Origin of the sequence: Shewanella sp. GD03713, from assembly GCF_029843705.1 — a bacterium.
Classification (GTDB): Bacteria; Pseudomonadota; Gammaproteobacteria; order Enterobacterales; family Shewanellaceae; genus Shewanella.
Genome location: NZ_JAOCIW010000001.1, coordinates 1345601 through 1358274 on the forward strand (window position 1 = coordinate 1345601; position 12674 = coordinate 1358274).

Annotated in this window: 15 protein-coding genes and 4 tRNA genes; 14 read left to right on the plus strand and 5 right to left on the minus strand. The window is 47.4% G+C overall.

Features of this window, described 5'->3' with window-relative positions; all coding sequences use genetic code 11:
• Nucleotides 1-2 precede the first annotated feature (2 nt).
• From N5E87_RS05960 to N5E87_RS06010, 11 genes are all read left to right on the plus strand, one after another.
• Entirely contained in the window at nt 3-1088 is a 1086-nt protein-coding gene (locus N5E87_RS05960) for a MerR family transcriptional regulator (protein ID WP_279775172.1), read from the plus strand.
• Nucleotides 1081-2562, plus strand: coding sequence for a deoxyribodipyrimidine photo-lyase (gene phrB, locus N5E87_RS05965; RefSeq protein ID WP_086903181.1), 1482 nt, complete (start codon nt 1081-1083; stop codon nt 2560-2562). The genes N5E87_RS05960 and phrB overlap by 8 nt, the downstream gene beginning before the upstream one ends.
• Before the next feature lie 45 nt (nt 2563-2607).
• Nucleotides 2608-3054, plus strand: a complete 447-nt coding sequence (locus N5E87_RS05970) for a nuclear transport factor 2 family protein (RefSeq protein WP_011625607.1) — start codon at nt 2608-2610, stop codon at nt 3052-3054.
• A complete protein-coding gene (locus tag N5E87_RS05975; RefSeq protein ID WP_086903182.1) occupies nt 3054-3854 on the plus strand; it encodes an SDR family NAD(P)-dependent oxidoreductase in 801 nt (266 codons plus the stop codon). The genes N5E87_RS05970 and N5E87_RS05975 overlap by 1 nt, the downstream gene beginning before the upstream one ends.
• On the plus strand, nt 3851-5101 hold the full coding sequence (locus tag N5E87_RS05980; RefSeq protein WP_086903183.1) for an FAD-dependent oxidoreductase: 1251 nt from the start codon (nt 3851-3853) through the stop codon (nt 5099-5101). Before N5E87_RS05975 ends, N5E87_RS05980 begins: the two co-directional genes overlap by 4 nt.
• Nucleotides 5098-5889 (plus strand): DUF1365 domain-containing protein, encoded by a 792-nt coding sequence (locus N5E87_RS05985; RefSeq protein ID WP_086903184.1) that lies wholly within the window; start codon nt 5098-5100, stop codon nt 5887-5889. The genes N5E87_RS05980 and N5E87_RS05985 overlap by 4 nt, the downstream gene beginning before the upstream one ends.
• Nucleotide 5890: 1 nt before the next feature.
• Entirely contained in the window at nt 5891-7147 is a 1257-nt protein-coding gene (locus N5E87_RS05990) for a cyclopropane-fatty-acyl-phospholipid synthase family protein (protein WP_086903185.1), read from the plus strand.
• A 12-nt stretch (nt 7148-7159) separates the two neighbouring features.
• Nucleotides 7160-7702, plus strand: coding sequence for a DUF2878 domain-containing protein (locus tag N5E87_RS05995; RefSeq protein ID WP_086903186.1), 543 nt, complete (start codon nt 7160-7162; stop codon nt 7700-7702).
• 54 nt (nt 7703-7756) lie between these two features.
• Entirely contained in the window at nt 7757-8329 is a 573-nt protein-coding gene (locus N5E87_RS06000) for a chalcone isomerase family protein (RefSeq protein WP_086903187.1), read from the plus strand.
• Nucleotides 8317-8865: a DUF3833 domain-containing protein gene (locus N5E87_RS06005; RefSeq protein WP_279775173.1), complete on the plus strand. Its 549-nt coding sequence runs from the start codon at nt 8317-8319 to the stop codon at nt 8863-8865. The genes N5E87_RS06000 and N5E87_RS06005 overlap by 13 nt, the downstream gene beginning before the upstream one ends.
• A gap of 64 nt (nt 8866-8929) precedes the next feature.
• Complete coding sequence (locus tag N5E87_RS06010) at nt 8930-9151, plus strand: hypothetical protein (RefSeq protein ID WP_086903189.1); 222 nt, start codon at nt 8930-8932, stop codon at nt 9149-9151.
• A 50-nt stretch (nt 9152-9201) separates the two neighbouring features.
• Here N5E87_RS06010 and N5E87_RS06015 read toward each other — a convergent pair whose 3' ends face one another.
• Entirely contained in the window at nt 9202-9585 is a 384-nt protein-coding gene (locus N5E87_RS06015) for a DUF3634 family protein (RefSeq protein ID WP_086903190.1), read from the minus strand.
• A gap of 153 nt (nt 9586-9738) precedes the next feature.
• On the opposite strand from N5E87_RS06015, the gene N5E87_RS06020 reads away from it, so the two are divergent.
• The gene (locus N5E87_RS06020; RefSeq protein ID WP_011625617.1) at nt 9739-9924 is read left to right on the plus strand and encodes a hypothetical protein; all 186 of its coding nucleotides are present in this window, start codon (nt 9739-9741) and stop codon (nt 9922-9924) included.
• Nucleotides 9925-10289: 365 nt separating this feature from the next.
• Here the strand turns inward: N5E87_RS06020 and N5E87_RS06025 are convergent.
• From N5E87_RS06025 to N5E87_RS06040, 4 genes are all read right to left on the minus strand, one after another.
• Nucleotides 10290-10365 (minus strand) — tRNA-Thr (locus N5E87_RS06025).
• 6 nt (nt 10366-10371) lie between these two features.
• Nucleotides 10372-10447: transfer RNA gene (locus tag N5E87_RS06030), tRNA-Phe, on the minus strand.
• Between the two features lie 478 nt (nt 10448-10925).
• Nucleotides 10926-11001: transfer RNA gene (locus N5E87_RS06035), tRNA-Thr, on the minus strand.
• A gap of 6 nt (nt 11002-11007) precedes the next feature.
• Nucleotides 11008-11083, minus strand: a tRNA-Phe gene (locus N5E87_RS06040).
• Between the two features lie 388 nt (nt 11084-11471).
• Here N5E87_RS06040 and N5E87_RS06045 point away from each other — a divergent pair.
• Nucleotides 11472-12023, plus strand: a complete 552-nt coding sequence (locus tag N5E87_RS06045; RefSeq protein WP_011716271.1) for a cytochrome b — start codon at nt 11472-11474, stop codon at nt 12021-12023.
• Between the two features lie 4 nt (nt 12024-12027).
• Nucleotides 12028-12603 carry a YceI family protein gene (locus N5E87_RS06050; RefSeq protein ID WP_011716272.1) on the plus strand — a complete coding sequence of 192 codons (576 nt, stop codon included), beginning with the start codon at nt 12028-12030 and terminating at the stop codon, nt 12601-12603.
• Nucleotides 12604-12674: the final 71 nt, after the last annotated feature.

Sequence of the window (12674 nt, forward strand, 5' to 3'; positions counted from 1 at the left end):
ATATGAAACAACATGATTCAAAGGTTGAGGCCAAAAATCTCGAGAGTCGCGAGCTGCTCCCGATAGGGGAAGTGTCGCTACTGACTGGGGTTAACGCGGTAACGTTAAGAGCATGGCAGCGCCGCTTTGGGCTGGTGATCCCTGCGCGTACGCCTAAGGGCCATAGGTTATACACACCTGAAAATATTCAACAAATCCATGAGATCAATGCATGGTTAGCCAAGGGTGTCGCCATCAGTAAGGTCAAACCGTTACTGATGAGTTCGGCGCTTGCGACCGAGGATGATAGCACCCCATTGCAAGAGGGGGATTTGTGGCTTGAGCAGATCACAGCTTTAAATAGTGCGCTGTTTGAATTGGATCAACCAAAGCTGCACCAAATTCTTGATGAAGCACTCGGCTTATATCCCTTTCAATTAGTGAAACAAAAATTGTTGCTGGCTTGGATGGCGCAGTTACCTGCTTTGCTTGAGCCTCGTTTAGATGCCGAGCTGTTGCTTGCATGGCTAGAAAGTGAGTTAGCCAGCCGCATTGGAGGGCGCGCCAGTTTTGCCGGGCAGGCCAGTTTGGCGCAAATCGGTGTCGTGTGTTTGCAATCTATCCAAGGGCAAAAAACGGCCGAGCAGCACGCGGGTCATTCGAACATGATTCACTCGAGCGCAAGCAACTCAAGCATAAGTAGCTCTAGTATTAATAGCTCTAGTATGACTAACCGCTTGTATAGCCTGGTTTTACACTTAGAACTTGCCGAGTTAAGAGTGTCTGTCATTAATCTTGGCGTGCTTGACACTACAAGCCTTGGGCTTATCAATAATCGACTCAAGGTAGATGCACTCTTGCTAGTGCCTGAGGCGAATCATCCACCATCGAAAATCTTCGAGCTGCAAAGCTTGCTCGAGCAAATGCCACTTTCCTGTTATCTCATCGGCCCCTTTGCACCGACTCTCACGGCCTTATCAGCGTTTATGGCGCCAGACTTGGCTGAATGGGTTAGCCAAGTTTCGGCGGCAAAAGAGCAACAGAAGAAACAGCTACGTAAGAACAAAAACGCGGCCGAAGCGGAGCAAGGAGGGCAAGCCGATGAGTGATAATCAACCCCAAGCGGCAAAGCACGCGTTGATGTGGTTTCGCCAGGATCTGCGTCTAACGGATAACCAAGCGCTGACGGCTGCCTGTGATTGGGTGCGGCAAGCGACGGGCGCAAAACTCAGGGCGATTTATATTGCGACTCCGAGCCAGTGGCTCAGCCACGATATGGCGCCGATCCAGATTGATTTTATCCAGCGGCATGTGAATTTGCTCGCCCAAGGACTCGCAAGCCTAGGGATTGAATTTGAGCTTATTCAGCTCGATAGCTTTAAAGAGGTGCCCGCTTTTTTAGCGAGTTACTGCGAAAATCTTGGCGTTGAGCGGGTGTTTGCGGGGCAAGAACCTGAAATCAACGAGCAAAAGCGCGACCAAGCCTGTCTCGATGCGGGTATCCCTTTGGTGCTCAGCGACGAACACTGCCTATTGCCGCCGGGTACAGTGCTTAACTTAAGCGGTGATATGTATAAAGTGTTCACGCCCTTTAGCCGCAAGTGGCGAGAAGTTGCCGCCAAACGCGCTATTTTGCCGCTTGCTGTACCTGCGCCGCTTGGCCCAATGTTACCTGAACCAAAGCTAATCAGTTTTAAAGAACGTTTCCAATTCACCAGCAAGCTAACCTCGAGCGAGCAATGGGCGGCGGGAGAGGGGCAGGCAAAGCGTATTCTTACCGCATTTATTCAGCAAAAAGCCCAAGACTATAAGCAGGACAGAGACTTTCCTGCTCTCGAGGGGACTAGTGTTATCTCCCCTTATTTGGCGCTGGGCGTGCTGAGCCCAAGGCAATGTATCGCGGCACTGCTTGGGCGTTTTCCCGAGGTGATTGTCGATGATACTAGCCCTGGGCGAACCTGGTTGAATGAGCTGATCTGGCGGGAGTTTTATCGCCATTTGTTGGTCGCCTTTCCAGATTTATCCAAGGGGCATAACTTTAATCGTCAGGCCGACCATGTGCAGTGGCGCAACAACCAAGCTGAGTTTTTGGCATGGTGCGAGGGCAAAACGGGTTACCCGATTGTAGATGCCGCGATGCGCCAGCTTAATCAAACCGGCTGGATGCATAATCGGCTGCGCATGGTGGTGGCGAGCTTTTTAACCAAACACTTGCTTATCGATTGGCGCTGGGGTGAACGCTACTTCCGGCAGCATCTTATCGACGGCGATCTGGCGGCTAATAACGGTGGCTGGCAATGGTCGGCGGGCTGTGGCTGCGATGCCCAGCCCTATTTCCGCATTTTTAATCCTATCAGCCAGAGCGAAAAGTTTGATCCAGATGGCAGCTTTATCCGTAAGTACTTACCAGAGCTGGCATCTTGGGGAATCAAGCGTTTGCACCAACCCAATATGCAAAAAACGCCTTCGTTATTTGAGGTGCCAACGCTGGAGTCTGACTCGGCTTATCCCTATGCAATTGTGGAGCACAATGCGGCAAGGGCGAGGGCGCTGGCGGTACTTGGGGTGCTGAAAAAGGCCTAGGCCATAGGCTCAACCTTACAACTTATCCCTTAGGGAGTTATCTGGATGATAAACCAAGCGAAGATTGAACAGAGCGGTGTGGTTGATGAGTTTATCGCGCTCTATCAAGCATTAAACAAGGACAATCTGCATCTGTTGGCTCAGGTCTACGATGACAATATTTGTTTTATCGATCCTATGCATCAAGTGAATGGTTTAACTGCTTTGACTGAGTATTTTGCCAAACTCTACAAAAACGTTGGCTACATTCACTTTGAAATCAAAGAAGTATTGCAAGATGACTCCCAAGCTTCGCTATTCTGGCAGATGCAATATCGCCATCCCAAGTTAAACAAGGGCGAACTCATCCGGGTCGATGGTATGAGTCAACTTAAGTTTCATCAGCGGATTTACTTTCATCGGGATTATTTCGACTTAGGGCAAATGCTTTATGAGCATTTGCCTTGCATGGGCGGTCTGATTCGCCTGCTTAAAGATAGGGCGGCAAAGTGATGACCTCAGTGCAGATCCATAAAATCAACACTGTGCTGATCACAGGGGCAAGCTCGGGTATTGGGCTGCAATTAGCCAAGGATTATCTCGCCGCTGGCTGGCATGTGATTGCCTGCGGGCGAGATAAAGCCAAGCTCGATGCTCTTGCCGAAACCGTGCTGATTGGGGCGACTTGTATCAGCTTTGATATTAATGAGCGCAGCCAAGTCCAAGAGAATGCTCTCCGTATCAAAGATTTACTGACTCAGTGCGCCTGTCAGCTGGATTTAGTGATCCTCAATGCTGGTGGCTGCGAGTATATCGATGACGCTAAACACTTCGACGACAGATTGTTTGAGCGTGTCGTGCACACCAATCTGATAGCCATGGGCTACTGCCTCGGCGCGTTTTTACCCTTAATGCCAAGAGGCGCGCGCTTGGCACTGATGAGTTCGAGCGCGACGTATTTAGCCTTTCCCCGTGCGGAGGCCTATGGCGCTTCTAAGGCGGGCGTGCAGTACTTAGCCGCTAGCCTAAGGCTTGACCTTGCTCAACACGGGATCTCTGTGAGTGTGATTTGCCCAGGATTTGTGGCTACGCCTCTAACGGCCAAGAATGATTTTGCCATGCCGATGCAAGTCGATGTAAAGGCGGCGTCAACGGCAATTCGCCGCGGGCTCTCGCGCGGCGTAACCGAGATCCATTTCCCCAAACGATTTACTTATTTATTGAAATTGATGTCATTTCTACCAGCCTTGGTTTGGCAAAAAATGATCCAACGGGATAACCAGCCGAAGGCGCTTAAGGATGCAGGACGATGAAAAATATTGCCATTGTAGGGACGGGAATTTCAGGGCTGACCTGTGGCTATCTACTCAGCCAATCCCACAAGGTTACTGTGTTTGAGGCCAATGACTATATAGGCGGCCATACCGCGACCGTGGATGTGGAGCATCTTGGTAAACACTATGCGATAGACACTGGTTTTATCGTGTTTAACGACCGAACCTATCCCCGTTTTGAACGGCTGTTAGCCCGTTTAAATGTCAGTATTTTGCCGACCGAAATGAGTTTTAGTGTGCACAACGCCCTGACGGGGCTTGAGTACAATGGCCATAACGTTGCCAGTTTGTTTGCCCAAAAGCGTAACCTCCTGAATCCGCGCTTTTGGGCCTTTTTAAATGAAATTGTGCGCTTTAATAAAAGCTGCAAGGCGATTTACCAGCAGGATAATTATCCCGCTGGTAACTTGGGGGAGTTTCTCGACCGCGAGCAGTTTTCTCACTTTTTTGCCGAACATTATATTTTGCCCATGGGCGCGGCAATTTGGTCATCGAGCATCGAGGATATGCGCGCCTTTTCGCTGCGCTTCTTTATCCGTTTCTTTGAGCACCATGGCTTATTAAACGTCAGCAACAGACCGCAATGGTATGTGCTTAAGGGCGGCTCACGCAGTTATATTCCAGATTTAATTGCTCCTTTTAAAGACAATCTGCATTTAAACAGCCCAGTGAGTGCCATCGAACGCCATGCTGAGGGCGTAAAACTCTATGTGAATGGTGAGTGGCAGGAATTCGATGAGGTGATCCTCGCTTGTCATAGCGACCAAGCGCTTAAGATGTTAACCGATGCCAGCTCGGCCGAAAAAGCAATTCTGGGTGACTTGCAGTATCAAAATAATGAGGTGGTTTTACATACAGATACCAACCTTTTACCTAAGCGTAAGGCGGCGTGGGCCAGCTGGAATTATCGTTTGGATGGCAATCAAAAACGCCCCGCCTCTGTGACTTACAATATGAATATTCTGCAGCGCCTACCAAGCGACGCACCAACCTTTTGCGTAACGCTTAACCAGACAGAGCTGATTGACGAAGCCAAAATTCTGCGCCGTTTTAACTATGCGCACCCTGTGTTTAATGAGCAGAGTTTACAGGCGCAGGCGCGCCGGGAAGAAATCTCGGGGCAAAACCATACCCATTTTGCGGGCGCCTATTGGCACAATGGTTTCCATGAAGACGGTGTCCGCAGCGCCTTAGATGTGTGCGCTCACTTTGGGGTTACGCTATGAGTGAGCTCAATAGCGGTATTTACTACGGCAGCGTGACCCATAGTCGCTATACGCCAGTAAAACATCACTTTAGCTACCAAATGGCGTTGCTGGCGATTGATTTAGACGAAGTCGATAGCATCAGTGCTATGGGGAAGTGTTTTGCCAGTCAGCGGCGCGCTCTGCTCAGATTTAATCCCAAGGATTACCTTTGCACTTTTACGACAAGGGATAACCAGAATCGCCAGCTTGAGATAAACGAGCCAAGCAGCTTTGCCCTTAAGCAGCGGGTGCTTGAGCAAGTTGCTGAGTTAGGCGGTCACCAATCTTGCGACAGAGTGTTGTTTGTTGGGCAGATTCGCCACTTTGGCGTGTACTTCAGCCCAGTGAATTTTTACTTTTGTTATCAAGCACAACAGCCTCTATATATGCTCGCCGAAGTGAGTAACACCCCGTGGGATCAACGTCACTGTTATTTAGTGGATTTATCCACCCCTAAAACCACGGATAAAGTGTTTCACGTTTCGCCTTTTATGAACCTCGAGATGCGCTACCAGTGGCATGTTGAACCGCCCGCTGAACGCTTAAACATTGGCATCGAGAATCTACCTAATCAGACGGGTAAGCGTTTGTTTAATGCCAGCCTGTCGATGACTCGGCAAGCTATCAATGCTCAATCCCTTCGCGCCTTGTTGTTTCGCTTTCCATTTATGACGCTGAAAATTTTCGGCGGAATTTATTGGCAGGCGTTAAAGCTGTTCTTTAAGCGCGTACCTTTTGTGCCACATCCAGCCCAAGTGGAGAAATAAAATGGAAAACACTGCATCGCAATCTTCTGTTATTACGGCAAAATTGCCTGACAGTCTGGCCCGTAAGCTACTGCTCAAAGCATTAGAAAATCTCCCCCACGGCTGTTTAACCTTAGTGGAGGGCGACAAGAGCTATCGCTTTGGTGAGCATCACAGTGATTTACATGCCACCCTGGTGGTGAAGCATCCGAGCTTCTATCGCCAAGCGATGTTTTCGGGCTCCATTGGCGCCGGTGAAAGCTATATCCAAGGTCATTGGACTAGCCCGGATCTCACTAAGGTGGTGCAACTGTTTGCCCGCAATCTCCCCTTGCTCGATAAGATTGAGGCGAAATTCGGTTGGCTGACTGGATCGGTTAACCGTATGAAACATTTGCTGAATCGCAACTCACAGCAGGGTTCTAAACGTAATATCTTGGCCCATTACGACTTAGGTAATGCCTTGTATGAGCAGTTTTTAGATCGCGAAATGTTGTACTCCAGCGCTCTTTATCCCGATAGCGCAGCGAGTCTAGAGCAGGCGCAGCTGCATAAACTGAAAACCATTTGTGAGCGGCTCGACCTACAACCTGGGCAGACCTTACTCGAAATCGGAACGGGGTGGGGTGCCTTAGCCATTTACGCCGCCAAGCATTATGGCGTGCACGTGACGACCACAACGATTTCGGATGCGCAATATGCTTACGCGAAAGCGCGAGTCGAACGGGAAGGCTTAAGCGATAGCATCACCTTATTGACTGAGGATTACCGTAATCTCGGCGGCACCTACGACAGACTAGTGTCTATCGAGATGATTGAAGCCGTTGGCCATGAGTACCTGCCGGGGTTCTTTAAAAAGCTCGAGTCCTTACTCAAACCCCATGGCCGCATGTTATTGCAGGCTATCACTATCGCCGATCAACGTTACGACAGTTATCGCAAAGGTGTTGATTTTATTCAGCGATATATTTTCCCTGGCGGTTGCTTGCCTTCGGTTCACCAAATGGTTGGACACTTGGCCAAGCGCACCGATATGCAGGTGTGGTCGATTGATGATATGGGCCTCGATTATGCCAAGACGCTGAGGGACTGGCATAACAATTTCGACCGCGCCATTGAGCAAGTGCAAGCCCTTGGCTATGGCGACGATTTTATCCGCATGTGGAAGTTTTACTTAAGCTATTGCGAAGGAGGCTTTTTAGAGCGTACCACGAGCACAGTGCATTTGGTTGCGGTGCGCCCAGACTACCGTTTGCCGAATGCGGTGAGCGGTAACTAAGGTGGTGATGAGATGTCCTCTATGGCGGGAAACATACTCAATATCTCAAAATATCAGGGCTTTATACTCTATAACAGCTTGAGTTTTCAGTGTGTGTGGTGGACTGGCGTGTTGTTCGGCAATCGCGCGCTGTTACTGAGTATCCCTCTGTTAGTGCTGCATTTTATATTACTGCCGCGAGTGGAAACCGCCGCTATCCCGCGGGACTTAAGCGCAATGCTTAAGATTGGGTTACTCGGTATGGCGGTTGATAGCCTGCTAACGTTGGCTAGTGTATTTGAATTTTCCGCTTTTCCCGCTTGGTTGGCGTGTCTCTGGTTGCATTTTGCGTTGAGTTTGCACCATAGCCTTAAGCTTATCCGCGCCTTTGCGATCGTATTACAAGCCATTCTAGGGGCAATCTTCGGCAGCCTGAGTTACTTGGCTGGGGCCGCATTTCATGCCGTGAGCCTTCCCTATGGTGAGGGCGTGTCTGCGGTGTTTCTCGCGATTATTTGGGCTGTGTTATTGCCTCTTTTCATCAAACTCTCGCGCAGCCATAGGTCTATGGGATGAGCTATCTAGGCGCGTTTATATCGTCGTTAATCTTTGTCTTGCTGGAGAAATCTGATGCTTCATCTTTCATCCATATTGTCAGTGATGTTGTTAAAAAAGCGATATCTCGGCGCCCTGTGTGGATTAATGCTGCCAGTCGCAGGATATAGCGCCACGCCAGCGGCCATCGAAAAGACTATGACCTCAGGGCTGGTTGAGGTTGGCCGAGGTGAGATGGATTGGCTCTGGTTTAATGTCTATAAAGCCAAGCTGATGACCACTACGGGGAAGTACCAGAGTGGGATTTATCCGCAGTTATTAGACATTGAATATTATCGTGATATTGAGGCGAATGATCTGTTAGAGGCGACGGCAGATCAGTGGCGACACTTAGGTTACACCAAGGATGAAATTGCCAATTGGCTGCAATTACTCAAGGGAATTTGGCCTAATGTTGTGCCTGGCGATCATTTAAGTTTCAAACTCATCGATGCGCAGCGCAGTCAGTTCTTTTTCAATGGTCAGCCGCTTGGCGTTATCGAAGAGCCTAAATTAGCCGAAGCATTTCTGGCGATTTGGTTATCGACCAATACCAGCAGGCCAACCTTAAGGGCGCAATTATTAGGAGAAAAATCATGCGATTGCTAAAGCTTAACTGGGGTAAGTCTGTTGTCTTAGGGTTGTTGATGGTCAGCCTTTTGTCTAGCTGTTCTAGTGTCGATGTAAGTGATTATCAAGGCACCAATCCCCCCTTAGTGTTAGAAAGCTTCTTTAATGGCCCGCTTAAGGCATCGGGCATTGTTGAGAACTTCAGTGGCAAAGTGATACGTCGGTTTAATGTCACCATGGAGGCGAGTTGGCAGGGGACGGAAGGCGCCATCAAAGAGTGGTTTGTCTATGATGATGGTGAAACCCAAACTCGTATTTGGCGCATTAAATCCCAAGGGGAAGGGCAATACACTGGCAGGGCTGACGATATTATCGGTACTGCGGAAGGGAAGGCGAGCGGCAGTGCGCTGCGTTGGCGTTACGATATGCTACTGCCCGTAGATGGTGATGAATACCAAGTGCACTTTGATGATTGGATGTACTTAGTGAATGACAATACCATTATTAACCAAAGCGATATTATTAAATGGGGCGTCACTGTTGCCAAAGTGACCTTAGTGATCCAAAAGCATTAACGGTATAGCCTAACTAATAATTTTTCGTTTATTACAGCAGGCTGACAAAACACTTCAATCCTGCATGGCTAAGTCGATGAAAAATTATTGGATGTTAATGCTGGTATTCGTAAGTCTGTCTTTAATGGCCTGTTCGAATATCGATTTTCAATTTGAAGGTCAGTCAGATGAGCAAGTCGACCCTAATCAACCAACAAGCGATCCTATGGTGCAGGATAATGAGCGCCGCGTTCGTGATGCCCGTGAAGATGGACGACTAGAGCCAAAGAGTAGGTTTAAATTCTAGAGCTGGCTTAAATACAAACGTTGGGTAAATCTAGCGAGAGTGCGATGTTTTCAGCCCTTACTGAAAAATAAGGGCTGAACGTCAAGAGGATTAACCCCTTGGCGACTATTGTCGACCGCCTTTTTATCGTAATACTCAAAGGGAAATTGGTTACGGATCCGCTGCTGCAGGTTGTCATTCACATTGGCAGAAATATGCAGGCGCACGCCGGAGTTTTTTTCTGCTCTAATAGTGCAAGTCAGCTTTTCCGCTTTGGCCAGCTGGCGGCATTCGCGCTCGAAACGCTCGGGGATTTTGCCTTTATGTTGAGTCATGCGGCCATCTTTAAAATGCATTTCAAAAATAGTCAGTCCCTTCTTACCAGCAAAGATCAGCTTATAAACCAGAAACAAACCAATCGCGATAAAAACGAGCTTTAAAATAGTGGCTGTCATAATGCCTCCTCTCTTATGTTTATAGGACAAAGATACTCTGGAGTTATGGCTTTTAACAGTGCGCTAACACGCAATTTTAATTTGGCAAAGGTATGATTCTGGCCTAGTCTTACTCTACTAAGGAAATGTACTCCCTCAGTTAAGGAAAACGCCATGTACCTATCTAATGCTGACCGTTGGTCTTTATTGTGCAAAAAACAAATTGATATTATTGATAAATTGTCTGCACAGTTCCCCGAACGAAAAGAACCGCTTAATGAGTTGACCCATGGTTGGCGGCATTTGCAACATCAAGTGCAGGCGGGGGATAGGCCGATAGTGCATGAGCAGATAAAGTAAATTGTCAAAATGACAGAAACAAAAGCCACTCATTGAGTGGCTTCGTTGTTTTTAATGGTGCTAGCACTAAGAGTGGAGTTTGGGAGCGACTGTGATTATCGAGAGTAAGCCAGTTGCTCAGGGCTGTCGATGCTGTGACTTTTACTCAAAATTCAGGTTCAAAATACGGAAACAAAAAAGCCACTCGTCGAGTGACTTCGTTGTTTTTAATGGTGCTAGCACTAAGAGTGGAGTTTGGGAGCGACTGTGATTATCGAGAGTAAGTCAGTTGCTCAGGGCTGTCGATGCTGTGACTTTTACTCAACATTCAGGTTCAAAATACGGATACAAAAAAGCCACTCATTGAGTGGCTTGTTTGTTTTTTATGGTGCCGGCACCAAGAGTCGAACTCGGGACCTACTGATTACAAGTCAGTTGCTCTACCAACTGAGCTATGCCGGCGAATGGTGGTGCCCGAACCCGGAATCGAACCAGGGACACGAGGATTTTCAATCCTCTGCTCTACCGACTGAGCTATTCGGGCAACTAAACTAAGCGTTAGTTAACTACTTCAAACCGAGTGTTTAACACCCCATTCGTTCGAAGTGCGCGTATCATATAGTGCTCGCTTTCACTGTGCAAGTCCTTTTAATTCGACTGACCAAGTATTAAACAAAAAGCGCCTTATTTAAGGCTTTATAGAGATGCGAATGGTTTACTTGGCCGAACTATCAATGGGTTAATTCCAATGGGTTAATTCGATTTAGTCGTGGGATAAATGAGTAAAACGGCTGTGGATGACTGGGAATTTTAAATATTCGCAGTGCTAAGTACTAAGCTGTTAATCAGTATTTTGTTTATATGACGTCATGCCCAAGAACCGAACTTAAGCACTGTTTAAATGATTGATAGCTGGTTAGTCGTAACGTAGTTGCATTGAACATCGAACATTGAAGGAGTTTGAACTCATCCAAATCCCAGAAACAAAAAAGCCACTCAGTGAGTGGCTTTTTTGTTTTTTATGGTGCCGGCACCAAGAGTCGAACTCGGGACCTACTGATTACAAGTCAGTTGCTCTACCAACTGAGCTATGCCGGCGAATGGTGGTGCCCGAACCCGGAATCGAACCAGGGACACGAGGATTTTCAATCCTCTGCTCTACCGACTGAGCTATTCGGGCAACTAAACTAAGCGTTAGTTGACTACTTTAAACCGACAACTTAATGCTGCCTCGTTCGAAGTGCGGCTATATTAACGAGGGTGTTTATCCTCTGCAAGTGCTTTTTCCTGATAAATGATGTGTTCGACTGTTTAATGTGCACTTTGGCTGTTTTTTATCTATAAACCAGTTGGGAATGAGCCTTTTTGATGCCTCAAAGTTGTATTTCCAGCCGCGTGAGTGACCCGTTTAAGCCCCACAATCAGCGTTAATACCATAATAGCGTTAATCTTTCTGAATTTTAGAAAGATATGAGCGATTTTTACTGATTTTAGTTTTTAATTTTCGTTTTATGATAATGACTATTATTTGATTGTGCGACTTAAGTGCAGAGGTGTGGGGTAGCTATATGTTTAGAAATACTAAGTTGAATTATGGACTTATTGCTATTGCCAGCCATTGGCTAAGTGCGGTTGTGGTGATTGGACTCTTTGCCGTCGGTGTGTGGATGGTGGAATTGACCTACTACAGTGCATGGTACAAAACGGCGCCACATTGGCATAAAAGCATTGGAGTTTTGCTGCTGGCGGTAACCCTGTTTCGTTTAGTTTGGCGTTTGGTTAATCCAAAGCCCGCTCCTGAGCAAAATCACCAGACATGGGAAAAGGTTAGCGCCCACATTGCCCATGGCGCGATTTACCTCTTATTACTAGTGATTATGGCCGCAGGTATTTTGATTTCGACGGCAGAGGGCCGTGGAATTATGGTGTTTGACTGGTTTGAGTTACCCGGCCTAACGCCACTGATTGAAAATCAGGCTGATATCGCGGGGGATATTCATCAATATGCCGCCTACAGCTTGATTGCTCTGGTTTTACTGCATGCGTTAGGCGCGTTAAAGCACCATTTTATCGATAAAGATTCAACACTACTCAAGATGATTAAATTTAACCGAGGATAATATAATGAAAAAACAACTATTAGCTGCTTTGATTGGTGGGTCTTTACTGGCTCCAATGGCTGCATCTGCCGCCGATTATGTAATTGACCGCGAAGGTGCTCATGCATCTATTACCTTTAAAGTAAGTCACTTAGGTTATAGCTATGTCGTCGGTCGTTTTAACGATTTCAGCGGTGATTTCAGCTACGACGCTAAAAATCCAACGGCAGCTAAAGTGAATGTTAAAGTGAACACCTTAAGCGTTGACTCTAACCATGCCGAGCGTGATAAGCACATCCGTAGTGGCGATTTTTTGAATACTGCTAAATTTGCAGAAGCGACTTTCGTTTCGACCTCGGTTGAAGACAAAGGCAATGGCGATATGGTTATCACAGGTAACTTCACGCTAAACGGTGTGACTAAACCGTTGGCAATCCAAGCGCATGCTGTGGGCGAAGGTCAAGATCCTTGGGGCGGATACCGTGCAGGTTTTACCGGTACTACCACGTTTGCGATGAAAGATTACGGTATCAAGATGGATTTAGGCCCAGCGTCTGCCAATGTTGAGTTAGATTTAGTGGTAGAAGGCGTGCGTAAGTAAGCTTAACGCTACTGAGCTGCATTTATCAGCGAATAAAAAAGCGCCTTTGGGCGCTTTTTTGCTTTTATGGA